This window comes from Cellulosimicrobium sp. BMG9.23 (assembly GCF_059159985.1).
This window is the reverse complement of the sequence record NZ_JBZGBZ010000010.1, coordinates 47289-72224: the sequence shown is the minus strand read 5'-3', so window position 1 is coordinate 72224 and position 24936 is coordinate 47289. Positions and strand designations below refer to the sequence as shown.

26 protein-coding genes are annotated in these 24936 nt (G+C 73.7%); 1 reads left to right on the top strand and 25 read right to left on the bottom strand.

The annotated features are described in order from the left end of the window. Positions 1-16: 16 nt before the first annotated feature. The 7 genes from AC4H2G_RS18015 to rpsB all read right to left on the bottom strand — a co-directional run bounded on the left by AC4H2G_RS18015 (position 17) and on the right by rpsB (position 6204). Positions 17-568, bottom strand: coding sequence for a DivIVA domain-containing protein (locus AC4H2G_RS18015; protein WP_251150665.1), 552 nt, complete (start codon positions 566-568; stop codon positions 17-19). After that, positions 565-1734: a dual-specificity RNA methyltransferase RlmN gene (gene rlmN / locus AC4H2G_RS18010; protein WP_494367108.1), complete on the bottom strand. Its 1170-nt coding sequence runs from the start codon at positions 1732-1734 to the stop codon at positions 565-567. Before rlmN ends, AC4H2G_RS18015 begins: the two co-directional genes overlap by 4 nt. A 37-nt stretch (positions 1735-1771) precedes the next feature. Beyond that, positions 1772-2668, bottom strand: a complete 897-nt coding sequence (locus AC4H2G_RS18005) for a phosphatidate cytidylyltransferase (protein ID WP_494367107.1) — start codon at positions 2666-2668, stop codon at positions 1772-1774. 27 nt (positions 2669-2695) lie between these two features. Continuing rightward, the gene (frr, locus tag AC4H2G_RS18000; RefSeq protein WP_494367106.1) at positions 2696-3253 is read right to left on the bottom strand and encodes a ribosome recycling factor; all 558 of its coding nucleotides are present in this window, start codon (positions 3251-3253) and stop codon (positions 2696-2698) included. A 51-nt stretch (positions 3254-3304) separates the two neighbouring features. Further along, positions 3305-4051, bottom strand: a complete 747-nt coding sequence (gene pyrH, locus AC4H2G_RS17995) for a UMP kinase (protein WP_494367105.1) — start codon at positions 4049-4051, stop codon at positions 3305-3307. A 166-nt stretch (positions 4052-4217) separates the two neighbouring features. Beyond that, entirely contained in the window at positions 4218-5057 is an 840-nt protein-coding gene (tsf, locus tag AC4H2G_RS17990; protein ID WP_494367104.1) for a translation elongation factor Ts, read from the bottom strand. 94 nt (positions 5058-5151) lie between these two features. After that, on the bottom strand, positions 5152-6204 hold the full coding sequence (gene rpsB, locus AC4H2G_RS17985) for a 30S ribosomal protein S2 (protein WP_494367103.1): 1053 nt from the start codon (positions 6202-6204) through the stop codon (positions 5152-5154). A 1051-nt stretch (positions 6205-7255) separates the two neighbouring features. Here rpsB and AC4H2G_RS17980 point away from each other — a divergent pair. Beyond that, a complete protein-coding gene (locus AC4H2G_RS17980) occupies positions 7256-7441 on the top strand; it encodes a hypothetical protein (protein WP_494367102.1) in 186 nt (61 codons plus the stop codon). Between the two features lie 39 nt (positions 7442-7480). On the opposite strand, the gene AC4H2G_RS17975 is transcribed toward AC4H2G_RS17980, so the two are convergent. From AC4H2G_RS17975 to ftsY, 18 genes are all read right to left on the bottom strand, one after another. Beyond that, the gene (locus AC4H2G_RS17975) at positions 7481-8377 is read right to left on the bottom strand and encodes a tyrosine-type recombinase/integrase (protein WP_494367241.1); all 897 of its coding nucleotides are present in this window, start codon (positions 8375-8377) and stop codon (positions 7481-7483) included. A gap of 189 nt (positions 8378-8566) precedes the next feature. Then, the gene (dprA, locus tag AC4H2G_RS17970; RefSeq protein ID WP_494367101.1) at positions 8567-9994 is read right to left on the bottom strand and encodes a DNA-processing protein DprA; all 1428 of its coding nucleotides are present in this window, start codon (positions 9992-9994) and stop codon (positions 8567-8569) included. After that, the gene (locus AC4H2G_RS17965; RefSeq protein WP_494367100.1) at positions 9987-11522 is read right to left on the bottom strand and encodes a YifB family Mg chelatase-like AAA ATPase; all 1536 of its coding nucleotides are present in this window, start codon (positions 11520-11522) and stop codon (positions 9987-9989) included. The genes dprA and AC4H2G_RS17965 overlap by 8 nt, the downstream gene beginning before the upstream one ends. Beyond that, positions 11522-11881, bottom strand: a complete 360-nt coding sequence (locus AC4H2G_RS17960) for a YraN family protein (protein ID WP_494367099.1) — start codon at positions 11879-11881, stop codon at positions 11522-11524. Before AC4H2G_RS17960 ends, AC4H2G_RS17965 begins: the two co-directional genes overlap by 1 nt. A gap of 174 nt (positions 11882-12055) precedes the next feature. After that, the gene (locus AC4H2G_RS17955) at positions 12056-12355 is read right to left on the bottom strand and encodes a DUF2469 domain-containing protein (RefSeq protein WP_024840525.1); all 300 of its coding nucleotides are present in this window, start codon (positions 12353-12355) and stop codon (positions 12056-12058) included. Positions 12356-12401: 46 nt separating this feature from the next. Beyond that, positions 12402-13289 (bottom strand): ribonuclease HII, encoded by an 888-nt coding sequence (gene rnhB, locus AC4H2G_RS17950; RefSeq protein WP_494367098.1) that lies wholly within the window; start codon positions 13287-13289, stop codon positions 12402-12404. Then, a complete protein-coding gene (gene lepB, locus AC4H2G_RS17945; RefSeq protein ID WP_494367097.1) occupies positions 13286-14128 on the bottom strand; it encodes a signal peptidase I in 843 nt (280 codons plus the stop codon). Before lepB ends, rnhB begins: the two co-directional genes overlap by 4 nt. Positions 14129-14257: 129 nt before the next feature. After that, positions 14258-14608: a 50S ribosomal protein L19 gene (rplS, locus tag AC4H2G_RS17940; RefSeq protein ID WP_494367096.1), complete on the bottom strand. Its 351-nt coding sequence runs from the start codon at positions 14606-14608 to the stop codon at positions 14258-14260. Between the two features lie 187 nt (positions 14609-14795). Then, positions 14796-15617 carry a tRNA (guanosine(37)-N1)-methyltransferase TrmD gene (gene trmD / locus AC4H2G_RS17935; RefSeq protein WP_494367095.1) on the bottom strand — a complete coding sequence of 274 codons (822 nt, stop codon included), beginning with the start codon at positions 15615-15617 and terminating at the stop codon, positions 14796-14798. Position 15618: 1 nt separating this feature from the next. Next, entirely contained in the window at positions 15619-16158 is a 540-nt protein-coding gene (rimM, locus tag AC4H2G_RS17930; RefSeq protein ID WP_494367094.1) for a ribosome maturation factor RimM, read from the bottom strand. Positions 16159-16301: 143 nt separating this feature from the next. Beyond that, positions 16302-16541: an RNA-binding protein gene (locus AC4H2G_RS17925; protein ID WP_251150651.1), complete on the bottom strand. Its 240-nt coding sequence runs from the start codon at positions 16539-16541 to the stop codon at positions 16302-16304. Further along, on the bottom strand, positions 16541-16975 hold the full coding sequence (gene rpsP / locus AC4H2G_RS17920; RefSeq protein ID WP_494367240.1) for a 30S ribosomal protein S16: 435 nt from the start codon (positions 16973-16975) through the stop codon (positions 16541-16543). Before rpsP ends, AC4H2G_RS17925 begins: the two co-directional genes overlap by 1 nt. Positions 16976-17135: 160 nt before the next feature. Beyond that, positions 17136-18251, bottom strand: a complete 1116-nt coding sequence (locus tag AC4H2G_RS17915; RefSeq protein WP_494367093.1) for an amidohydrolase family protein — start codon at positions 18249-18251, stop codon at positions 17136-17138. Positions 18252-18285: 34 nt separating this feature from the next. Then, entirely contained in the window at positions 18286-19899 is a 1614-nt protein-coding gene (gene ffh, locus AC4H2G_RS17910) for a signal recognition particle protein (RefSeq protein WP_494367092.1), read from the bottom strand. A gap of 103 nt (positions 19900-20002) precedes the next feature. Further along, the gene (locus tag AC4H2G_RS17905; RefSeq protein ID WP_494367091.1) at positions 20003-21832 is read right to left on the bottom strand and encodes a [protein-PII] uridylyltransferase; all 1830 of its coding nucleotides are present in this window, start codon (positions 21830-21832) and stop codon (positions 20003-20005) included. 16 nt (positions 21833-21848) lie between these two features. Continuing rightward, entirely contained in the window at positions 21849-22187 is a 339-nt protein-coding gene (locus AC4H2G_RS17900) for a P-II family nitrogen regulator (RefSeq protein ID WP_251150647.1), read from the bottom strand. Beyond that, complete coding sequence (locus tag AC4H2G_RS17895) at positions 22184-23485, bottom strand: ammonium transporter (protein ID WP_494367090.1); 1302 nt, start codon at positions 23483-23485, stop codon at positions 22184-22186. Before AC4H2G_RS17895 ends, AC4H2G_RS17900 begins: the two co-directional genes overlap by 4 nt. A gap of 245 nt (positions 23486-23730) precedes the next feature. Then, on the bottom strand, positions 23731-24930 hold the full coding sequence (gene ftsY / locus AC4H2G_RS17890; protein WP_494367089.1) for a signal recognition particle-docking protein FtsY: 1200 nt from the start codon (positions 24928-24930) through the stop codon (positions 23731-23733). Between the last annotated feature and the right edge of the window lie 6 nt (positions 24931-24936).

Below are 24936 nucleotides of genomic sequence, written 5' to 3'. Positions count from 1 at the left end.
CGGATCCGACGCTGCGTCACTCGACGCCGAGCAGCACCTCGATGGCCCGCGCGAAGAACGCGTCGACGGCGCCCTCGGCGTAGCCGTCGCGGCCGCGCGCACGCCCGAACGTCGCCGAGCGGATCTCCGCGGCCGTGATCGGGACCTGGCGGTCGAAGTAGGCCACGAGCCGGTCGCAGAGGTCGTCGACGTCGTCCATGTCGTACGCGGGCTTGCCGCGCTCGGCGGGCGCGAACTTCTCGCCGTCGGGACGCCCCAGGCGCCCGTACAGCGTGCGGGCACGCTCGGCGAGAGCGTTCATCCAGGCCTGCTGGCCGTGCGCCGCGACGTACTCCGCACGCTGGCGGGCGATGAACGCGCCCTCGAGACGGTCGAGCGCGGCGTCCACCTCGTGCGTGTCGTAGCCGCCCCGGATCAGGTCGAACACCGACGTCTGGATCTCGGTGCTCGTCAGCCGGTCCGACGCACGTCCCTCGTACACGTCACGTGCGTGCTCGAAGAAGTCGTCGACCTCCTCCGGGTCGTACCCGTTCCGGGTCTTCGAGACCGTGGTGAACAGCGAACTCACTCGTCCTCCTCTGCAGCGAGCTGCCCGCAGGCGCCGTCGATGTCGCTGCCGCGGGTGTCACGGATCGTCGTCGGGATCCCGTGCCCGCGCAATCGTGCCACGAACTCCGCCTCGACGGCAGGGTCGCTCGCGGTCCAGATCGACCCCGGCGTCGGGTTGAGCGGGATCGGGTTGACGTGCACCCACCCGCGGCCGCGCGCGTTGAGCTTCTCGCCGAGCAGGTCGGCGCGCCACGCGTGGTCGTTCATGTCCTTGATGAGCGCGTACTCGATGCTCACGCGGCGACCGGTGACTTCGAAGTACAGCCGCGCGGCGTCGAGCGTCTCGTCGACGCTCCATCGCGTGTTGATGGGCACGAGCTCGCTGCGCAGGTCGTCGTCGGGCGCGTGCAGCGACAGCGCGAGCGTCACCGGGATGCCCTCGTCGGCGAGCTTGCGCATCGCCGGGACCAGGCCGACGGTCGAGACCGTGATGTTGCGGGCCGACATGCCGAGACCGTCCGGGGCCGGCGCGACGAGACGGCGCACGGTGCCCATGACGGCCTTGTAGTTCGCCATCGGCTCGCCCATGCCCATGAACACGAGGTTGTTGAGGCGGGTCGGTCCGCCCGGGATCTCACCGTCGGCGAGCGACCGCCCCGCCGCGCGCACCTGCTCGACGATCTCCGCGATCGACAGGTTGCGGGTGAGCCCGAGCTGTCCCGTGGCGCAGAACGGGCAGGCCATGCCGCAGCCCGCCTGGCTCGACACGCACAGGGTCGTGCGCTGCGGGTACCGCATGAGCACGGACTCGACCTTGGCACCGTCGAACAGGTGCCACAGCGTCTTGACGGTCGTGCCGCCGTCGGCCTCCATGCGGCGCGCGGCCGTGAGCAGCGGGGGGAAGAGCGCGTCCGTGAGGACGTCGCGCGACGCCTTCGGCAGGTCTGTCATCGCCTCCGGGTCGCGCGTGAGGTGCGCGTAGTAGTGCGTCGCGAGCTGCTTGGCCCGGAACGGCTTCTCGCCCAACGCGACGACGGCCTCGCGGACCTCCTCCGGCGCGAGGTCGGCGAAGTGCCGCGGCGGCTTGCCGCGCCGGGGCGCCGACATGACGAGCGGGAGCGACGTCGACTCCGCCGAGGGGCGGACCGAGCGGGCGGGGGGCGGAGCGGGCGGGCGGACGGTCATGGAAGGGTCCAAGCGTGGGGGGCGGGGCGCGCCGTGGTCACACGGCCATGGTGAGCAGCACGTAGACGAACGGTGCGGTGAGGAGCATGGAGTCCAGGCGGTCCAGGATGCCTCCGTGACCGGGCAGGAGCGACCCCATGTCCTTCAATTCTAGGTCGCGCTTGATCATCGACTCGGCGAGGTCGCCGATCGTCGCCGTGAGCGGCGCGAGGATCCCCAGCGCGACGCCCACGAGCGGGCTCGCACCGAGACCCAAAACCGCGCCGACGACGCCGACCGCGGTCGCGAGGACGAAGGACCCCGCGAGGCCCTCCCACGACTTCTTCGGGCTCACCGACGGCGCGAGCGGGTGCCGCCCGAACAGCACGCCCGCGACGTACCCGCCCACGTCGTTCGCGACCGCGAGCAGGATGAACAGGAGCACCTTGACGCGGCCGTCGTCCTGGGCCAGGAGCAGCATGACGAATCCCGCCATGAACGGCAGGTACGCCGCTGCGAACGTGCCCGCGGCGGCGTCGCGCACCGCGGCCGTGCCCGACCCGTCGATGACGCGCCAGACCACGACGCCGGCGACGGTGAGCATGAACGAGACGAGCAGCGCCTCGGGACCGGAGTAGTACGACGAGACGAGGATCCCGACGGTCCCGACGAGCAGGGGCAGCACGGGGACGTGCAGGTCGCGGCGCTCGAGAGCCTTGGCGAGCTCCCAGACGGCCGCGCCGACGGCGAGGACGGCGAGGGCGACGAACGGCTCCGGCCGGAACGCGAGGCTCGCGGCGACGACGACGAGGAGGCCGAGGCCCACGGCGATCGCCGCCGGGAGGTTGCGCCCGGCGCGCGGCGCGCGACCGCCGGCCGCGCCCCCGGTCTCCGGACCGACGGACCGCCCCGCGGACGGGTCGGCACCGGCGGTGGACGGGAAGATGTCTGACATGGGCACGGTGCTCGTGAGCCGGACGGCTCAGACCTCGAGCAGCTCGGTCTCCTTGCCGACGAGGAGCGCGTCGATCTGGTCCACGTGCTGCTTCGTCAGGCCCTCGAGCTCCTTCTCCGCACGCGCGACCTCGTCCTCGCCGGCCTCGCCGTCACGCGCGATGCGGTCCAGCTCCTCCTTCGCGCGGCGCCGCACGTTGCGGATCGAGACGCGCGAGTCCTCGGCCTTCGACTTCGCGAGCTTCACGAAGTCCCGACGACGCTCCTCGGTGAGGGCGGGGAGCACGACCCGGATGATGTTGCCGTCGTTCGACGGGTTCACCCCGAGGTCGGAGTCGCGCAGCGCCTTCTCGATCGCCGACATCGCGCTCTTGTCGAACGGCGACACGATCATCGTGCGGGCCTCGGGCGTCTGGAACGAGGCGAGCTGCTGCAGCGGGGTCGGGGCACCGTAGTAGTCGACGGTGATCTTGCTGAACATCGAGGGGTTGGCCCGGCCGGTGCGGATGGTGGCGAAGTCGTCCTTGGCCACCTCGACCGCCTTGTCCATCTTCTCCTCGGCCTCGAGGAGGGTCTCGTCGATCACCCAGTGCTCCTTCGTTCGGTCGGTCACATCTCGTCGTCTGCGAGCTGTTCGTCAGCTCGCCGTGACCAGTGTCCCAATATTCTCGCCGACGAGAGCCCGGGTCACGTTCCCCGGCTCGCCCATGCCGAAGACGCGCATGCGCACGTCGTTGTCGCGGCACAGGCTCAGGGCCGTGGCGTCCATGACGCCCAGGTCCTTCACGAGCGCGTCCGTGTACGTGAGGTGGTCCAGCTTCTCGGCCGTCGGGTCCTTGCGCGGGTCCGCCGTGTAGACGCCGTCCACGCCGTTCTTGCCCATGAGGACCTCGTGGCAGTGCGTCTCGAGCGCGCGCTGGACGGAGACGGTGTCGGTCGAGAAGTACGGCATGCCCGCCCCGGCGCCGAAGATCACGACGCGTCCCTTCTCGAGGTGCCGGATCGCGCGCAGCGGGATGTACGGCTCGGCGACCTGGCCCATCGTGATCGCGGTCTGCACGCGCGTCTTGACGCCTGCCTGCTCGAGGAAGTCCTGGAGCGCGAGGCAGTTCATCACCGTGCCCAGCATGCCCATGTAGTCCGCACGCGCACGGTCGAGGCCGCGCTGCGACAGCTCGGCCCCGCGGAAGAAGTTCCCGCCGCCCACGACGATCGCGACCTGGACGCCCTGGGCGACCGCGTCCGCGATCTCCCGGGAGACGCGCTGGACGACGTCGGGCGCGAGCCCGATCTGCCCCCCGCCGAAGGTCTCGCCCGAGAGCTTGAGGAGGACGCGACGCGTGGTCACGTCGGAGCCGTCACGGGTCTGGTCGGCTGTGGTCACTGTCGCCACCTGTCCTTGGTCGTCGCCCGGTGGGGCGTGCGGGTCGAGTCGTCGCGGGGACGGCTCATGGTCGGGGCCTGCTGCAGGGCGGCACCTCGTCGGGAGCCCGGGTGCGGCATGGCCCGGCCCTCCCGCGACGAGCGGGAGGACCGGGCCTGCGAGGACGTCAGGCGCCGACGCGGTAGCGCACGAACTCCGTGATCGTGCCGCCGGCCGCGGCCACGACCTGACCCACGGTCTTCTTGGGGTCCTTCGCGAGCGGCTGGTCCACGAGGACGACGTCCTTGAAGAAGCCGTTCAGGCGGCCCTCGACGATCTTCGGGAGCGCAGCCTCCGGCTTGCCCTCGTTGCGCGAGGTCTCCTCGGCGATGCGGCGCTCGTTCTCGACGGTGTCCGCGGGGACCTCGTCGCGCGAGAGGTACGTCGGCGACATCGCGGCGACGTGCTGGGCGACGTCCTTCGCCACGGCCTCGCCGGCCGCGTCGGTCGCCACGACGACGCCGATCGACGGCGGCAGGTCGCGAGCCGTGCGGTGCAGGTACGCGGTGACGCGCTCGCCCGCGACCCGGGTCACGCGGCGCAGGACGATCTTCTCGCCGAGCGTCGCGGCCTGGTTGTCGATGACCTGCTGGACGGTCTCGCCGTCGGCGTCCGCGGCGAGCGCCGCGTCGGCGTCACGCGCGCCGGCCTCGGCAGCGGCCTTGAGGACACGGTCGGCGAGGCTGATGAACGTCTCGTTCTTCGCGACGAAGTCGGTCTCGGAGTTGAGCTCGACGAGCGTCGCGACCTGGCCGCCCTCGACGTCGCGGATGTCGACGGCCACGAGGCCCTCGGAGGTCGAACGGCCCTCGCGCTTGGCGACGCCCTTCAGTCCCTTGACGCGGATGATCTCGAGCGCCTTGTCGGCGTCGCCGCCGGCCTCGTCGAGAGCCTTCTTGACGTCGAGCATGCCGGCGCCGGTCCGCTCACGCAGCGCCTTGATGTCAGCGGCGGTGTAGTTCGCCATGGTGGGTCCTCACTCGTGGTGTGTCACGGGTACGTGCTGGGTGGTGCTGACGAGTGCCGGCCGGACGTCGCACGTCCAGGCGCGCCCCGGGACGTCACTTGGACTCGTCGGTCTCCGTGGCCTCGGCGACGGGGGCCTCCTCGGCCGGAGCCTCCTCGGCGGCGGGCGCCTCGGCGGCCTCCGCGGCGGGGGCCTCCTCAGCAGGAGCCTCCTCGGCAGGGGCCTCTTCAGCAGGCGCCTCCTCGACGGCCTCGGCAGCGGCCTCGACTGCCGGCGCGGCGTCCGCACCCGGCGCCACGGCCTCCGCGGCGCCCGAGGCCCCCTCGGTGGCGGACGCGTTCGGGGCGGCCTCGTCGGACTCGAGCTGCTGCTCGGCACCGGCGAGGAGCTCGCGCTCCCACTCGGCCAGGGGCTCGGCGTCGGCACCGGCCTCGGCCTCGGCGCCCGAGCGACCGGAGTGGCGCTGGAGCAGACCCTCGGCGGCGGCGTCCGCGATCACGCGCGTGAGGAGCGTGACCGAGCGGATCGCGTCGTCGTTGCCCGGGATCTTGTAGTCCACGACGTCCGGGTCGCAGTTGGTGTCGAGGATCGCGACGATCGGGATGTGGAGCTTGCGCGCCTCGTCGACCGCGAGGTGCTCCTTGTTCGTGTCGACGATCCACACGGCGGAGGGGACCTTCGCCATGTCACGGATGCCGCCGAGCGTGCGCGCGAGCTTGTCCTTCTCGCGGCGCAGGACGAGGAGCTCCTTCTTGGTGAGCGACGAGCCGGCGACGTCGTCGAAGTCGATCTCCTCGAGCTCCTTGAGGCGCTGGAGACGCTTGTGCACCGTGGTGAAGTTGGTGAGCATTCCACCGAGCCAGCGGTGGTTCACGTACGGCATGCCGACGCGCGCGGCCTGCTCCGCGACGGGCTCCTGCGCCTGCTTCTTGGTGCCGACGAAGAGGATCGAACCGCCGTGGGCGACGGTCTCCTTGACGAACTCGTAGGCGCGGTCGATGTACGACAGCGACTGCTGGAGGTCGACGATGTAGATGCCGTTGCGCTCCGTGAGGATGAACCGCTTCATCTTCGGGTTCCAACGGCGGGTCTGGTGCCCGAAATGGACACCGCTCTCGAGGAGCTGGCGCATGGTCACGACGGCCATGACACGTCCTTTCACCGTGCGGCCCGGGATCATCCCGGTGCACGCACGCTCTGGGCGGCCCCCTCGCGAGGTGGGCCGCGTTGCGGTTGGTCGGTGCGGACCACGGCGGTTCGCACCCCTGGCGCCACCCGAGCCGACGCCCGCTCGCTCGCACGAGCAGGACCGACGCCGGACGCGGCCCGCAGCACCCGACAGCAGCCGGGAAGAGGCGGGACGTGACGCGCGAAGTCGACCGACGAGACCTGCCGCCTCCCCGTCCGGCACCCGAGGGTACGAGACGGTGTGTCGAGGTGGCTCACGGTCGTGCCGATCGCGCGGTCCAGTCTACCCGACCCCGTGCCGCAGGACGGACGGCCGGGCCGGGCGCACCAGGACCGGGCGACCGAGGGTCCGCGGTGCGACGCCTCAACGGTTCGAGCCTCGGCACTGGCACCCACGGGGCGGCGCGGGGCCGGCGTGCGTCGGGCCGGTGTGCGCGGCGCCAGCGCACGGGGTCGGCGCGCGGAACCGCGGGCCCCTGGGTCGACCACAGGGTGCCCCTCACGACCGTCGTGGTCCACAGGACCGTTCCGGCAGCCCACACGCCGTGGCCGAGAGATCACGCTGTCCGGATGAGACCTCCCCGCGCCGCGGAGCACCGCGTCGCCGCCCACCGCACCGCTGCCTCCCTCGTCGCGTCCCGAGGAACCCCGCGCCTGCGCGGAGTCCTCGTCGCGCTCGTCGTCGCGCTCGCGCTCCTGGCGTCCGTGCCCGGACCTGGTGCCGGTGCGGCACCGGCGCCACGGGAGGACGTCTGGGTACCGCCGCTGGACCGGTCGCTCGACGCGCTGGGCGTGCTCGCACCCTTCGACCCGCCCGCCCGGGACTGGCTGCCCGGGCACCGCGGCGTCGACCTCGCGGCGTCGCCGGGCGAGGCGGTGCGCGCGCCGTCCGCGGGGGTCGTCACCTTCGCGGACCCGTCGCGGGGCGCGGCGTCGTCGTGGTCCTGCACGACGACGGTCTGCGGACCTCGCTCGAACCCGTGGTCGGAGACGTACGACCCGGCGCCCGCGTGGCCACCGGTGACGTGGTGGGGACGACCGAGGTGCCGGGCCCGGACGGCGCGACCGCGTCCCAGCACGGCGGCCACTGCGCCGCGACGTGCGTGCACTGGGGGGTGCGGCGCGGCGACCGCTACGTGGACCCGCTCGCCCTGCTGGGCGACCGGCCGCCGATCGTGCTCCTCCCGCTGACCTGACGGCAGACACGGCCGGTCCGCCACGGTCCGGGGCCGCGCTCACGCACGCGGGAACGCCTGCTCGAAGGAGCTGCGCAGCCGCTCCGCCGTGACGTGCGTGTAGCGCTGCGTCGTCGCGAGCGACGAGTGCCCGAGGATCTCCTGCACGCTGCGCAGGTCCGAGCCGCCCGCGAGGAGATGGGTCGCGGCACTGTGGCGCAGGTCGTGCGGGGCGACGTCGTCCACGCCGGCTGCCGCCGCGAGCCGGTGCACCGCATCACGGACCTGGCGCTGCCCCCACCTGCCACCGCGGTCCCCGACGAGGAGCGCCGCACCCGAGCGGTCCGTGACGAGCGCCGGACGCCCCTCGTCCGACCAGCGCCTGACGGCGCGTGCCGCCGGGACGCCGAACGGCACGACACGCTCCTTGGAACCCTTGCCCAGCACGCGCACGGTCCGCAGGTCCAGGTCGACGTCGTCGACGTCCACGCCCGCGAGCTCGCCCACGCGGACCCCGGCGCCGTAGAGCAGCTCCGCGGCCGCCCACTCGCGCAACCGGGCAGGATCCCCCTCGTCCGCGGCCGCCCGGGCCACGTCGAGGAGGTGTGCCGCGGCGTCGACGGTGAGGACGGTCGGCAGCGTGCGCGCCACGCGAGGGCTGGCGAGCCGTGCCGCCGGGTCCGCCGCGACTCGACCGGTCGTGCGCGCCCAGTCGAAGAACGCCCGGGCCGCTGCTCCGCGCCGGGCGAGCGTCGTGCGGGCGAGACCCCGCTCGGAGAGCGCGGTGAGCCACGAGCGCAGCACCGCGAGGTCCACGGCGGCGAGCGTCACCGCCCCGTGGCGGACCGCGTACCGCAGCAGGCCGTCGACGTCGCCGACGTAGGCCCGCACGGTGTGCACGGACGTCCCCCGCTCGACCTTCAGGTACGTGGCGAACTCCTCGAGCGCGACCTGCATGCCGTGCGGCAGCGGGATCCGGACCTGGGCCTCCCCCGTGACGTGCGGCGCCGGCCCCGGCACCGCGCCCTGCTGTTCCTCTCCGTCATGCACTTCCCCAGTGTGCCGCGGCGACGCAGCGCCCCGCCGGAGGCTCGCCCCCCGCCCCGGGCACGGTCCTGCACCGGCCGGCGCGGTCGCGGCCCTCCGTCAGGGCCGGGACCGCGCGTCGCCGCGCCGCCAGCCGCCCGGCACGCGATCGGCGAGGCCCACCAGCTCGAGCCGGCCGAGCGCCGCGATCGTCTCCGGCACGGCGAGCCCTGCCGTCCGCGCGAGGGACTCCACCGGTTTGCCGGAACGCAGCGGCAACGCCTCCCACGCTCGCGTCTCCACCGGGTCGAGGCCGTCGTGGGGCGCGTCCCGCACCTGCCCCGACGGCGGTCCGGACGGCGCCGCGTCCTGACCGAGCGACCCGGCGAGCTCGGCGACCTCGTCGGCGTCGGTGACGCACACCGCGGCCCCGTCGCGCAGGAGCCGGTGACACCCCGAGGACGCCACCGACGTCACGGGCCCCGGCACCACTCCGACAGGACGGGAGAGCTCGGCCGCTCGCGCCGCGGTGCTCAGCGAGCCCGAGCGCCACGCCGCCTCGACGACCACGGTCGCCGACGCGAACGCCGCGATGAGGCGGTTGCGCAGCAGGAACCGGACACGGCTCGGCACCGAGCCGGGCGGGACCTCGGACACGACGGCGCCGCCCGAGTCGGCGACGGCGTGCAGGAGGTCGACGTTCCCCGCCGGGTAGAACCGGTCGACACCACCCGCGAGGAACGCGACCGTGGCACCCTCCGCCGCGAGCGCGCCCCGATGGGCGGCCGCGTCGATGCCGTAAGCGCCTCCGGAGACGACGGTGAAGCCGCGACCGGCCAGACCTGTCGCGACGTCACCCGTCACGTACCGGCCGTAGTCGGTGCAGGCGCGAGCGCCCACGACCGCGACGGACCGCCGGGAGAGCGCCGCGAGGTCCGGCGCGCCACGGACCCAGAGACACAACGGGGCCGAGGCCCCGAGGTCGTCGAGGCGCGTCGGCCACCCCACGTCGCCGGGCACGACGAGGGTCCCGCCGAGCCGCGCGAGCACCCGCAGCTCGCGCCGCGGGTCCAGCCCCTCCAGGCGTGGAGCCCAGCGCGAGAGGGCACGCAGCACCCGCGCGACCGGGGCGGCCGGGCGACGGTCGCTCGCGACGTCCCATCCGCCACGCACCCCGTCGTCGAGGCGTGCCCCGTCCCCGGGGTGCGGACCGTCGTCGAGTCCCGCGCGGTCGGCCCACGATGCGTCCGAAGCGGAACCGACGAGGGCGGCGAGGTTCCTCGCGGACGCCCCGCCCCCACGCTCGAATCTCGCGTCGTCGCGAGCTCCGGCCGCCACGACGAGGGACCTGCGCGCCTCGGCGGGGTCGCCCGCGGCGTCGTACACCCACGCGAGGGCGTCGGACGCGCCGAGCGCACGGACGAGCGCTCCCGCGATCTCGTCACCCGGTTCGGCGAGCCGCGACCAGGCCGCGCGGGCGAGGCGCTCGTCGGCGACGTCGAAGACCGGCCGACGGCTCGCCGTCGTGCCCTCCCGCCCCTCACGCACGATAGCCCCGCGTCCGGAGTGCGAGCCCGGCACCGACGTCGGCCCGGGACGGGGCGTCGCGACCGGCGAGATCGGCCACGGTCCACGCGAGCCGCAGGACGCGGTCCGCGCCGCGCAGACTGAGCGTGCCGCGGTCGAGCGCCGTGTCGACGTCTCGCAGGAGGCCCGGGTCCGGCCCGAGGCGGTCCCGCAGCCACGTCCCGGGGACCTCGGCGTTCGTCCGCCACCCGGTCCCGGCGAGACGCAGGGCGGCGGCCTCCCGGGCGGTGCGCACGCGTGCGGCCACGGTCGCGCTCGACTCGGGCAGGACGTCCGACGCCCGCTCGACGCGCGTCACCGGACGCACCTCGACCTGGACGTCGACGCGGTCGAGCAGCGGGCCCGAGAGCCGTCCGAAGTACCGCCGCTGCGCGACGGCGCTGCACGTGCAGTCCAGCCCCTTGCCCACGCTCCGGCCGCACGGGCACGGGTTCGCCGCGAGCACGAGCTGGAACCGGGCGGGGTACCGCGCCGAGCCCGCCGCGCGGTGGATGACGAGCTCCCCGTGCTCGAGCGGCTGGCGCAGCGTCTGCAGCACGCGCGCGCCGAACTCGGGCGCCTCGTCGAGGAAGAGAACGCCCCGGTGCGCTCGCGAGGCAGCGCCCGGCCTCGGGACCCCCGTGCCGCCGCCGACGATCGCCGCGGGGGTCGCGGTGTGGTGCGGGTCCTCGTACGGCGGCCGGCGGACGAGCCCGCCACCGGGGTCGAAGACGCCTGCGACGGAGTGCACGGAAGTGACCTCGACGGCCTCGCTCTCCGTGAGGTCGGGGAGGATGCCGGGCAGTCGCGCGGCGAGCATCGTCTTGCCCGCGCCCGGCGCTCCGACGAGCAGCAGGTGGTGTCCGCCGGCGGCGGCGACCTCGAGCGCGTGCCGGGCCTCGTCCTGACCGAGCACGTCGGACAGGTCTCCGTCACGCCTGCGTGACACCGCGGGACGTGCGAGCACGACCGGGTCGACGACTCCTGGCCCGTCGAGCTCGGCGCCGTGCAGCCGGGCGACGTCCGCGAGGCTCACGGCGCCGACGACGCGCGCACCCGGGACGAGGCTGGCCTCGGCGACGTCGGCAGCAGGCACGACGACATCGCGGAAGCCCGCGTGGACCGCGGCCGCGACGGCGGGCAGCACCCCGCGCACCGGCTGCAGCCGGCCGTCGAGACCGAGCTCGCCGAGGTGCACGACGCCCTCGACCGCCGAGGCGGGCAGGAGCTGCGCCCCGGCGAGCGTCGCGACGGCGATGGCGAGGTCGAACCCGGTCCCGGACTTGGGCAGCGCGGCCGGGGACAGGTTCACGGTGATCTTGCGCTGCGGCCACGTGAGGCCCGACGACGCGACGGCGGCCCGCACCCGGTCGCGCGACTCGCTGAGCGCCGTGTCCGGGAGCCCGACGAGCACGAAGCCCGGGACCGACGCCGCGAGGTGCGCCTGGACCTCGACGACGTGCCCGGCGAGCCCCACGAGCGCCACGGCCCGGGTGATCCCGAGCCCCATCAGGCGCTCACCCCCACGAAGTGCTCGACGTGCGCGGCCCCGGCGCGTTGCACGAGCACGGCCACGACGTCGATCCGCACCGACCGTGCCCGGACGTCGTGCGTCGCGAGCCACTCCCCGGTCAGGCGGCGCAGCCGCGCGAGCTTGAGCGGCGTGACGGCCTGTGCGGGATGCCCGTAGGCGGTCCCCCGGCGGGTCTTGACCTCGACCGCCACGACGACGTCGCCGTCGAGCGCGACGACGTCGAGCTCTCCCCCGCGCCCGCGCCAGTTGCGGTCGAGCAGGGTCCAGCCCGCGTCCACCAGGTGGGCCGCAGCCACCCTCTCCCCGTACCGCCCGACGGCGTCCTTCGCTCCCATGGCTCACCTCCGCGCACCACGATGGTGCCCGGCACGGCCCGGCCGCCAGGCGTCGGGAGCCCGGGTGTGGACCAGGTGACCGGACGCGGGCCTGTGGACGGCCAGGACCGCCGGGAACCCACGGCAGCGGCTCAGGACGCGACGGCTCAGCTCGTGACGGCCGGGCCCGGGGGCCTACAGCTGGAGCTCGGCCTTCGCCAGCTCCTCGACGTTGACGTCCTTGAAGGTGACGACGCGCACGGACTTCACGAACCGTGCCGAGCGGTACACGTCCCAGACCCACGCGTCGGCGAGCCGCAGCTCGAAGTACACCTCGCCGGCGGCCGAACGCACCTGGAGGTCCACCTGATTCGCCAGGTAGAAGCGACGTTCGGTCTCCACCACGTACGAGAACAGGCCCACCACGTCGCGGTACTCGCGGTACAGCGCGAGCTCCATCTCGGTCTCGTAGTTCTCGAGGTCTTCGGCGCTCACGTCTCCATCATGGACCATCCGGACGCCCGCGCAGGCCCGGCGCCGCTCAGCTGGTCGGGAGCGAGGCGTCGGGGTCGAGCTCGAGCGCGACGACCGGCGGCCCGTAGACGAGGGCAGCATCCGACCTGCCCGGCGCTCCCTCCGGTCCCGCAGCGTCGAGGAGCGGCGACAGCTCGTCGCCCCGCTCCGGCAGCCGCCAGCTGCGCCGGTGCTGCGGGGTGGGGCCGTGCTCGCGCAGCGCCTCCACGTGCGTCGAGGCGCCGTAGCCCTTGTTCTGGTCCCACCCGAACACCGGGTACTGCCGCGCGAGCCGCGTCATGAGCGCGTCCCGCTCGGTCTTGGCCAGCACGCTGGCCGCGGCGACGGACGCGCACTGCAGGTCGGCCTTGACGAGCGTGCGCACGCGCGGGTCGGCGACCGCGTCGTCGACGTGCGGGTCGAGCTCGAAGGCCTCGAAGAGGTCGACGGCCGACGGCCGGCTCAGCCAGTCGTGCTTGCCGTCGAGGAGGACGGCGTCGATGTCCCCCACGGTGCGGCGCACCTGGGCGAGCGCGCGGCGCCCCGCGAGACGCAGGGCGCCGACGATCCCGTGGGCGTCGATCTCCGCGGGTCCGGCGTGCCCGACGGCCCACGCGTGCGACCAGGCGCGCGCGAGCGGGACGAGCGCCTCCCGCGCCGAGGGCGTGAGGAGCTTGGAGTCGGTGAGCCCCGGCGGGCACGGCTTCGTCGCCAGGTCCACGACGACGACGCCCACGGAGACCGGCCCGGCGAGCGCACCTCGCCCGACCTCGTCCATCCCCGCGACGTACCGCGCGCCGTCGCGCAGCATCGCGCGCTCGTGGCGCAGGTCCGGCCGACGTCGCGTGCCGCCACCCGGCGCGGAGGCTGCCCGAGGGCTGCTGCGCCGGGGCGCCGCGACCGTCCCGCTCGTCACGGCTCTTGCTCCGGGACGTCGGCGAACACGTCGCCGGGGTTGCGCAGCAGGCCCGCGTGGGACAGCGGCCAGACCTTGACGAACGCGGTGCCGACGACGTTGCTCATCGGCACGTACCCGCCGCCCGGCTTGCCGGTGTTGTAGCGCGAGTCCTGCGAGTTCTGCCGGTTGTCCCCCATGACGAAGAGCATGTCGTCCGGAACCGTCCGGTCGAACGGGTCCTGGCTGGGCACCGAGCCGGGCTTGATGTACGTCTCGTCGATCGGCACGCCGTTCACGCTCACGCGACCTTCGGCGTCGCAGCAGACCACGTGATCACCGGGCGTCCCGACGACGCGCTTGATGAGGTGCTCACCCGTGTCCTGCGGCAGCAGACCGATGAACGTCAGAGCAGCCGTCGCAGCCTCCGTCAGCGCGCTCTGCTCCTGCGGCACCGCCGGGGGCAGCCACCCACCCGGGTCCTTGAACACCACCACGTCGCCCCGGTGCACGTCGAACACGCCCGGCACGAGCCGCGAGACCATCACCCGGTCACCCTCGACGAGCGTGTCCTCCATCGACGCGCTCGGGATGAAGAACGCCTGGACCAGGAACGTCTTGATGAGCAGCGAGAGGATCAGCGCACTCACCACGATGATCGCCGTCTCCCGCAGGAGCGACGACCTGCGCGCCGGACGCTCGGACGGGGGCGCCGCCTCCCCGTCGGGCCCCTCGCTGGGCTCGAGGCGCGCGTCGGCCGCCGCCCCGAGGGGGGTGCCGGCGGCGTCGTCGACCCCGCCCGTCCCAAGCTCGGGTCGGGCGTCGGATCGAGGGCCGCGGGTGGGGGCGCTGTCGGTCACGCGTTCACCTTGCCACCTTCGGGCGGCTTCCGGGAAACGGACCGGGAATCGGGACGGTCCGTCAGACCCTGGGACGCCGAACGGGCGGCCGCCCCCAGGGGGCGGCCGCCCGTTCGCGACTGCGGTCGGTCAGCGCGTCTCGCGCTTCTCCTTGATCTTCGCCTTCTTGCCGCGAAGCTGACGCAGGTAGTAGAGCTTGGCGCGGCGGACGTCACCGCGCGTGACGACCTCGACCGACTCGATGGAGGGCGAGTGCACGGGGAACGTGCGCTCGACGCCGACACCGAAGCTGATCTTGCGGACCGTGAAGGTCTCGCGGACGCCGTGGCCCTGGCGCGCGATGGTCACGCCCTGGAACGCCTGGATGCGGGAGCGGTTGCCCTCGACGACCTTGACGTTGACCTTCAGGGTGTCACCGGGACGGAAGTCCGGGACGTCGGAACGCAGGGATGCTGCGTCGACGCTGTCCAGCGTGTGCATGATGGTTCTCCTCGCCCGCCACAGGTCGGTACGCGTGCTCGTGGCCCAGGGCGACCCGGGCTGATCTCGTCAGGACGGTGCGCGTCATGCCGTCGATCTCATGTCGTGTCCCGGACGTCCCCTGTGGCAGAGTCCGGGAGTCGGCGCGCACCGAGGGCCCATTCTGCCACACCGCGGGGCCGGGGAGTCAGCCGTCCTGTTCGAGCCGATCCTCACGGGGCGACCAGCCCGACTCGGCGAGGACCTCGAGGTCATGGCGGTCGAGCGCCGCGAGATCGAGGACCCGGACCATGTCGGGCCGCCGCGCGGCCGTGCGCCGCAGCGCCTCGTCCCGCCGCCACCGGTGGATCCGCGCGTGGTGCCCGGAGAGCAGGACGTCCGGGACCTCGAGGCCCTCCCACACCGGCGGCTTCGTGTACACGGGGTACTCGAGCAGCCCGGCCGCGCCGTGCGACTCCTCGACGAGCGACTCCGGGTTCCCGACGACGCCGGGCAGCAGCCGCGCGACCGCCTCGATCATGACGAGGGCCGCGACCTCGCCCCCGTTGAGCACGTAGTCGCCGATCGACAGCTCGCTCACCCTGCCGCCGGCGGCACGGTGGCGCTCGGCGACGCGCGCGTCGATGCCCTCGTAGCGCCCGCAGGCGAAGACGAGGTGCCCCTCCCCAGCGAGCGTCTCCGCCGTGCGCTGGGTGAAGGTCTCGCCCGACGGCGTCGGCACGACGAGGTGCGGCCCCGCCCCTCCGGACGGCGCGACGTCGGGCCCGTCCGCGGGCCGCTCCGTCTCCGCGACGTCCGCGATCGCCCGACCCCACACGTCGGGCCGCATGACCATGCCTGCGCCGCCGCCGAACGGGGTGTCGTCGACCGTGCGGTGCCGGTCGGTCGTCCAGTCGCGCAGGTCGTGGACGCGCAGGTCGAGGATGCCCGCCGTCCGGGCCTTGCCCACGAGGGACAGGTCGAGCGCCGCCAGGTAGTCGGGGAAGATCGTGACGACGTCGATCCGCACGTCAGTCCTCCTCGGGGGTCGCGACGTCGAGCCGGTCGGCGTCGGACGCGAGCAGACCACCCGGCGGGTCCAGCACGACGCGGCCCCCGGGGACGTCGACGACCGGCACGATGGCGCGCACGAAGGGGACGAGCGTGCGGGTCCCGTCGGGCTCGCGCAGGACGAGCAGGTCGTGCGCCGGCGCCTCGTCCAGGCCCTCGACCCGTCCGAGCTCCGTGCCGTCCGTCGACTCGGCGCGCAGACCGGCGAGCTCGTGGGAGTACCAGGCGTCCTCCTCGTCGGACTCCTCGACCTCGACCACGAGCTGGGTCCCTCGCAGTGCCTCCGCGGCCGTGCGGTCGCCGACGCCCTCGAACCGCACCAGCCAGCGCCCCTGGTGCACGCGGACCGACGCGACGACGAGCGGTCCGGCGTCGGCCGGCTCGGTCGGGAGCGCGGCGCCGACGGCGAGCCGGGTCTCCGGGTCGTCGGTGCGCAGGTCGAGCGCCACCTCGCCCCGCAGCCCGTGCGCCTTGCCGACGCGGGCGACGGTGAGCTGCATGGTCGTGCTCCTCTGGTCGTGTGATGGGACGGCCCGTGCTCGGCCCGTCCGTGTCCCGGACGGGGTCCGGGAGCGAGAAGACCCGGCCCACCTCGCGGCGGGCCGGGTCTTCGAGTCCCTCGCGGGACGTGGTCCTTCGGCGCTCAGCGGCGGTCGACGTCGACGACGTCCACCCGCACGGGCCCGTCGGTCGCCAGGGCCCCGATCACCGTGCGCAGGGCGCGCGCGGTGCGTCCGCCCCGACCGATGACGCGCCCGAGGTCGTCGGGGTGGACCCGGACCTCGAGCAGGTCACCGCGACGCAGCGTCTTCGAGCCCACCCGGACGTCGTCCGGGTTGTCCACGATGCCGCGCACCAGGTGCTCGAGGGCCTCGGCGAGCATCAGGCCTCGTCGCCGGCGGGTGCGGTCTCGGCGGAGTCGGCGGCCTCGGGTGCGGGCTCCGACTTCTTCTGCGCGGCCTCGGCCTTGACCTTCTCCGCGTCCGCGGCAGCAGCCTCGATCGCGGCGGCCGGGTCGGCCTTCTCGCCCTTGACCCGGAGGGTGCCCTCGGCGCCCGGCAGGCCCTTGAACTTCTGCCAGTCGCCGGTGATCTTGAGGATCGCGAGGACCTGCTCGGTCGGCTGCGCGCCGACACCGAGCCAGTACTGCGCGCGGTCCGAGGTGATCTCGATGAACGAGGGCTCCTCGGTGGGGTGGTACTTGCCGATCTCCTCGATGACGCGACCGTCACGCTTGGTGCGCGAGTCCGCGACGACGACACGGTAGTACGGCGCCCGGATCTTGCCGAGACGCTTCAGACGAATCTTGACGGCCACTGTGGTGGTCACTCCTGGTTCTGGTTTGGGTGAACCCGTGCTCGTCCGGTGGGGACCAGGACGTCGGTGGGGTTCAGGACACGACGAGCGCGGAGAGAGGGGCCGGGCACGCCGAGTACCGGGCCATTGTGCCAGACCGCCGGGGGCCCGGCCAACCCGGCTACCGCCGCACGATCTCGCCCCGCAGCACGACGGCGGTCGGTGCGCGCAGGACCTCGACGTCGAGCCGCGGGTCCGCGGGGTAGACGACGAAGTCGGCGGAGGCGCCCTCGACGAGCGACGTGAAGCCGAGGTACTCGCGACCCTGCCAGCTCGCGGCGGCGACGACGGCGGCGGGCGGGATGCCGGCGGCGACGAGCTCGGCGCACTCGTCGGCGAGCCGGCCGTGGCCGATCGTCCCGCCCGCGTCGGTCCCGACGAGGAGCTGGATCCCGGCGTCGTGCAGCGCGCGCGCCTGCTCGTACCGGCGCGCGTGCAGGCGGCGCAGGCGCGCGGCGAACCTCGGGTAGCGGGCGTCCGCCTGCCGGGCGATGTCCTCGAAGCGCCCGACCTGCAGCAGGGTGGGCGTGACGGCGATGCCGCGCTCCGAGATCTCGTACATGAGGTCCGGGTGGATGCCCGTGCCGTGCTCGATCCCGTCGACACCGGCGGCGAGCAACGACGGGATCACCTCGTCGGAGAACGCGTGCACCGTGACGCGCGCCGCCTCGGCGTGCGCGACGGCGACGGCCTCCGCGAGCACGTCGTCGGGCCACAGCGGACGCAGGTCTCCCTCGTCGCCCAGGTCGCGGTCGATCCAGTCGCCGACGAGCTTGACCCACCCGTCCCCCGCGCGCGCCTCGCGGCGCACGGCCTCGGGGAGCTGCGCGGGGTCGTCGAGCTCGAGCCCGTAGTGCCGCAGGTAGCGCTTCGGCCGCGCGAGGTGGCGGCCGGCGCGCACGAGGCGGGGCAGGTCGCGCCGGCCGTGGACCCACCGCGTGTCGGCCGGGGACCCGGCGTCGCGGACGAGCAGCACGCCGCTGTCGCGGTCCGCCAGCGCCTGGGCCTGAGCCGTGGCGGTGTCGACCGCTCCGTCCGGACCGAGCCCGACGTGGCAGTGCACGTCCACGAGACCCGGCAGCACCCAGCCCTCGAGGTCGACCATGTTCGTGCCCTGGGCCGAGGGACGGGTCAGGCTGACGCGACCGTCCTTGACCCACAGGTCGCCGACCTCCCGGTCGTCACCGATGAGGACATGGCCGCGGACGTGCAGCGTAGGGCCTTCCAGCGCGGACATGCGGCTCCAGGGTGGGGATGGTCGGGACGTGCGGTCAGCGGCCGAGGAGCTTCTCGAACCCCGGCGGCAGCTCGAGGTCGTCGGGGACCTGCGGCGCCGCCGGGTTCGCTCCCGTGCCCACGCCGAACGCCGACCCCGCGGGCGACGCCGGGCGCACGACCTCCCCCGCAGCACGGGCCGCCGCGGCGCGCTCCTGCTCCGCACGCTTCGCCGGGTTGCCCGACTTCCCCTTCGCCTTGCGCTGCGGGACCTGACGCCCGCGGGACTTCTTGCCGCCCATGCCCGGCAGGTTGCCCATGCCCGGCATCCCGGGCACGCCCCCGCCACGACCCATCTGCCGCATCATCTTCTGCGCGCCCGCGAACCGCTCGAGCAGCTGGTTGACGTCGGACGTCCGGACCCCGGATCCCCGCGCGATGCGAGCCCGCCGCGAGCCGTTGATGATCTTCGGGTTCTCGCGCTCGGCGGGGGTCATCGAGCGGATGATCGCCTCGATGCGGTCGACCTCGCGCTCGTCGAAGTTCTCGAGCGCCTCCCGCATCTGGCCCATGCCGGGCAGCATGCCGAGCATCTTCTTCATCGAGCCCATGTTCTTCATCTGCTGCATCTGCACCAGGAAGTCCGCGAGGGTGAAGTCCTGACCCGTCTCGAGCTTCTCCGCCATCTTCGCGGCCTGCTCGGCGTCGAACGCCTTCTCGGCCTGCTCGATGAGCGTGAGCACGTCACCCATGTCGAGGATGCGCGACGCCATCCGGTCCGGGTGGAAGGCCTCGAAGTCGGTGAGCTTCTCACCCGTCGAGGCGAAGAGGATGGGGCGGCCCGTGACGCCGGTGACGGACAGCGCCGCACCGCCGCGCGCGTCGCCGTCGAGCTTCGTGAGCACGACGCCCGTGAAGTCGACGCCCTCCTCGAAGGCCTTCGCCGTGGCGACCGCGTCCTGACCGATCATCGCGTCGATGACGAAGAGGATCTCGTCCGGGTTCACGGCGTCGCGGATGTCCGCGGCCTGCTGCATGAGCACGGAGTCGAGGCCCAGACGGCCCGCGGTGTCGACGATGAGGACGTCGTGCTCGCGCCGGCGCGCGGTCTCGAGACCGTCCCGCGCGACCGCGACCGGGTCGCCGATGACGTCGTCGACCTCGACGTCGCTCTGGTTGCCCGGGTGCGGCGCGAAGACCGGGACGCCCGCACGCTCGGCCACGACCGAGAGCTGCGTGACGGCGTTCGGCCGCTGGAGGTCGGCCGCGACGAGGAGCGGTGTGTGCCCCTGCTCGCGCAGGTGCAGAGCGAGCTTGCCCGCGAGAGTCGTCTTGCCCGCGCCCTGGAGGCCGGCGAGCATGATCACCGTCGGCGGGGTCTTCGAGAACCGCAGCCCCCGGCTCTCGCCGCCGAGGATCGCGACGAGCTCCTCGTTGACGACCTTGACGACCTGCTGCGCCGGGTTGAGCGCCCCTGAGACCTCAGCCGACAGCGCGCGCTCGCGCACGGTCGCGGTGAACTCCCGGACGACTGGCACGGCGACGTCGGCGTCGAGCAGCGCGCGACGGATCTCCCGGATCGTCGCGTCGATGTCCGCCTCGGACAGCCGACCCTTCGCCCGCAGGTTCTTGAAGGTCGATGTCAGTCGGTCCGACAGCGTGTTGAACACCGCGTCATCCTCACCAGTCGCCGGTCGTCTCGGGAGCGGACGCGCACCACCCGGCTCCGTCTCAGCGAGAGGGCACGGTACGGCGCGTCCGCGAGGGTCAAGCCTACCCGGGCGCTCGGGGCCCGGCGTCGTCGTCCGCCCTGAGCACCCGCATCGTCGCACCGACGAGGTCGTCGACGAGCCGGGCGCGCCACGCGGTCCACGCGTTCGGGCCGAGCGACGAGGCGTCCGCCTCCGTGAGCGCCCGCAGGACCTCGAGGAGCTCCGGCCGGTGGTCGACGGCCGCGGCGAGCTCGGTCACGGTCGCGGGGTCGTCCGGGTCCTCGCTCACCGCGAGCCGCGAGAGCGTGAGGTGGTGTCGCACGAGGCGCTCGACGTCGGACACCACGCCCGCGTCGAACCCCATCCGTCCGAGGATCACGGGCACGAGACGCGCTCCCTCGACCGAGTGGTCCTGCGCCCCCGCGCGCTTGCCGATGTCGTGGAGCACCGCGGAGAGCACGAGCAGGTCCCCCCGCGCCACGTCCTTGCGGTCGCGCGACGCCCGGGCGACGACCTCGACGAGGTGACGGTCGACGGTGTGCCGGTGCACCGCGGCCCGCTGCGGGCGGTTGCGCACGCCGGCCCACTCCGGGATCCACGTCGTGACCACGCCGGCGAGGTCGAGCGCCTCCCACACACCCACCTGCGCCTGCCCCGAGCCGAGCAGCGAGAGGAAGGCCGCCCGCGCGGCCTTCGGCCACGGCTCGGGGACCGGCGGGCACTCGGCGAGGCTCGCGACCGACACCGGGGAGAGCGTCAGACCGGTGCGCGCCGCGGTCGCGGCCGCGCGGAGCGACAGGAGCGGGTCGGACGCCGGGTGCGCGTCGACGGCGAGGACGAGCTCGCCGTCGTGCTCCACGAGACCGTCGCCCACGGAGCGCAGGCGCGGCGCGGCACGACGACCACGGATGAGCACGGGACGGCGCGAGACCGAGGGCCGCTGCAACGCCTGGCGGGCGCGGCGGACGGTCGAGTCGAGCGCGTACGAGATCTCGCGACCCGCCTCGGCGAGGCTCGCGAGGAGCTCGTCGGGGTCGTCGTAGCCGGCGACGTCGGCCACGTCGTCGAGGTCCGCGAGCAGCAGCCGGCTCGTGTGCCGGCCCGTCACGACCTGCAGCGTGTCCCGCACGTCGAGCAGGTGGGCGTAGGCACGGTCCACGGACCCGTGCGGGCGGTCCGTGAGCCACGTCGCCGCGAGCGCCGAGAGGACGACCGCGTCCCGGATGCCGCCGCGCGACTCCTTGAGGTCGGGCTCGATGAGGTAGGCGAGCTCGCCGGAGCGCTCGGCCCGGTCGCGGGTCGAGGACAGGAGCTCCGGCAGCCGACGGCGTGACGCCGACCGCCAGTCGGTGAGGACCGCCGACGACGCGCGGTGGACGACGAGGGCGTCGCCGGCGACGGCGCTCACGTCGAGCCAGCCGACAGCGGCCGGGACGTCCTTCGAGGCCACCTGGCGGCACTGCGAGAGCGACCGCACCGAGTGGTCGAGGTCGACGCCCGCGTCCCAGAGCGGGTACCAGAGACGCTCCGCGACGTGGGCGATCTCCTGCGCGGAGTGCGTGCGCCCGTCGTGCACGAGCACCAGGTCGAGGTCGCTCGCCGGGCCCATGTCCCCGCGGCCCAGGCTCCCGACCGCAGCGAGCGCGATCCCGTCGGGAGCGACGTCGTCCGTCGCCTCCTTCCACAGCGTCGCGAGGCTCGTGGTCACGAGGTCGACGACGGCGGCACGGCGCGCGACGCCGCTGCGGCCGCGACCGCTCATGGAGCGGGCGAGCTCGAGCGTGCGAGCGCGGAGGTCCCGCACCCCGTCCGGGTGCGGGACCTCCGTACCGTGCTCCGCCGATCCCCCCGCGACCCCGCCCGTGGTCGGGGTGTCGGCGTGGTCCGTCATGCGCGGATCAGCGTCCTCACAGGGCGCCGGGGCCGTGCTCGCCCGTGCGCACCCGGGCGACGTCCTCCACCGGGACCGTCCAGACCTTGCCGTCGCCGATCTTGCCGGTCTGCGCCGCCTTGACGATGACCTCGGTGACCACGGCCGAGTCGGCGTCGTCGACGAGCACCTCGATGCGGACCTTGGGGACGAGGTCGACCGTGTACTCGGCGCCGCGGTAGACCTCGGTGTGGCCCTTCTGGCGGCCGTACCCGCTGGCCTCGCTGACGGTCATGCCGCGCACGCCCGCTGCCTCGAGCGCCGACTTCACGTCGTCGAGACGGTGCGGCTGGATGATTCCCGTGACGAGCTTCATGCTCGCACCTCCTTGATGACGCTGCCCTGGGGGATGTTCTCGTACCCGGTCTCGCCGTGCACCGCGAGGTCGATGCCGCCGACCTCGGCGTCCTCGCTGACCCGCCACCCGACCGTCGCCTTGAGGGCGATCGCGATGACGAAGGTGACGACGAAGGAGAAGACGAGGGCGACGACAGCCACGATCACCTGCGTCGCGAGCTGCGTCACGCCGCCGCCGTAGAAGAGGCCGTTGAGCGCTCCCTCGGGGTACCAGGCAGAGTTCTGGTCGGTGGCGAAGAGGCCGATGAGGACGGTGCCGACGAGGCCGCCGACGAGGTGGACGCCCACCACGTCGAGCGAGTCGTCGTAGCCGAAGCGGTACTTCAGCCCGACGGCGAGGGCGCACAGGACGCCGGCGACCAGGCCGATCGCGATCGCGCCGAAGGTGTCGACCGCCGCCGCGGCCGGGGTGATGGCGACGAGGCCCGCGACGACGCCCGAGGCGGCACCGAGCGACGTCGCGTGCCCGTCGCGCAGCTTCTCCGTGACGAGCCAGGCGAGCATCGCGACACCGGTCGCGACGAGGGTGTTGAGCCACGCGCGGCCCGAGACGGCGTCGGCGCCGAACTCCGAGCCGGCGTTGAAACCGAACCAGCCGAACCACAGCAGCGCGGCGCCCAGCATGACGAACGGCAGGTTGTGGGGCCGCATGGGCTCACGACCGAAGCCCTTGCGCTTCCCCACGACCAACGCCAGTGCGAGCCCCGCGATGCCGGCGTTGATGTGGACGACCGTGCCGCCTGCGAAGTCGATGGGCGTCGACAGCCCGCTCGTGATGCCGTCGGCGCCGAGGAGGCCGCCGCCCCAGACCATGTGCGCCAGGGGGATGTAGACGAGCGTGACCCAGATCGCCGTGAACGCGATCCAGGTGCCGAACTTCACGCGGTCGGCGATCGCGCCGGAGATGAGGGCGACGGTGATGATGGCGAACGTCGCCTGGTACCCGACCGCGACGAGCGCCGGCACGCCGGTCGCCGCCATGAGGCTGTCCTCGTCGGTCATGCCGGCGAGACCGAAGTAGTCGAACGGGTTGCCGATGATCCCGCCGAGGTCGCTGCCGAACACCCCGGAGTAGCCGTAGAGGACCCAGACCAGCCCTGCGACCCCGATGGCGCTGAAGCTCATCATCATCATGTTGAGGACGCTCTTGCCGCGCACCATGCCGCCGTAGAAGAACGCCAGACCTGGCGTCATCAGCAGCACGAGAGACGCGGACGTGAGCATCCACGCCGTGTTCCCAGTATCCAGCTCGAACATCGAACCGCCCTCTCTCCTCGCACTCCGACCCGTCCGGCCGGCCGAGGTCAACGTTCGAGGGCGAGCGTTTCCGACGGACGGTCGTCGTGTTACGTCCGCGTGACACGACGCTCGCGCCGGTAAACGTTGTGTTACCGGTGCCCGCTGGCTGAGACGGGACCCGGATCCGTGACCTGCCCGTGATCCCCCGCGGCAGCGGGCGGCGGACGGCGGACGAGGGCCCGGCGGCGGTGGACGGCGGCCGCTCAGCCGCCCAGGAGCCCGTCCACGAACTCTTCCGGGTCGAACGGCGCGAGGTCGTCGGGACCTTCCCCGAGCCCGACGAGCTTCACCGGGACCCCGAGCTCGCGCTGCACCGCGACGACGATGCCGCCCCGAGCCGTGCCGTCGAGCTTGGTGAGGACGATCCCGGTCACGCCGGCGACCTCACCGAACACCCGCGCCTGGTTGAGCCCGTTCTGGCCAGTCGTCGCGTCGAGCACGAGGAGGACCTCCGACAGCGGCGCCTCCTTGGTGATGACGCGTCGGATCTTGCCGAGCTCGTCCATGAGTCCGGCCTTGTTCTGCAGACGGCCCGCGGTGTCGACCAGGACGACGTCGGCGCCCTCGACCCGCCCACGGCGCACCGCGTCGAACGCGACGGCCGCGGGGTCGGCGCCGTCGCGGTCCGCGCGCACGGTCGGCACGCCGACGCGCGCGCCCCACGTCTGGAGCTGGTCGGCGGCGGCAGCACGGAACGTGTCCGCCGCACCGAGGACGACGCTGCGGTCCTCCGCGACGAGCACGCGGGCGAGCTTGCCGACGGTCGTCGTCTTGCCCGTGCCGTTGACGCCGACGACCAGCACGACGGCCGGGACCTGCCCGTCCTGCGTCGTGGTGGGGGTGGTCGCGAGCGACCGGTCGAACGTCGGGTCGACGAGCGCGACGAGCTCGTCGCGCAGCAGGGACCGCACGTTCTGCGCGTCGCGCACGCCGAGCACCCGCACCTTGGTGCGCAGGCTCTCGATGAGCTCGCCGGCCGGGCCTGCACCGACGTCGGCGAGCAGGAGCGTCTCCTCGAGCTCGTCCCAGTCGTCCTCCGAGAGGTGGTCGCGCGACAGGACCGAGAGCAGCCGGGCGCCGAGCGGCGAGCCGGAGCGCGCGAGCCGCTCGCGCAGCCGGACGAGGCGCCCCCCGACCGGTTCGGGGCGCTCGACCGCAGGGGCGGAGGGCGTCTCGGGCTCGGCGACGACCGTGTCGCGGTCGAGCACCGCCGTCCCGGCGGCTCCTCCCGGCTCGTCGTCGGCGTGCTCGGCGGCCCGCGGCGTCGTGACCCCCGTCGGCCGTGGTGCGGGCCCGGCACCGGGCGCACCGCGACGCCGGCGGACCGAGATCGCGCCGCCCGTGACGAGGCCGACGACGACGAGGAGGCCGAGAAGGATCCAGAGAGGAAGGAGGTCGTTCACGCGGGC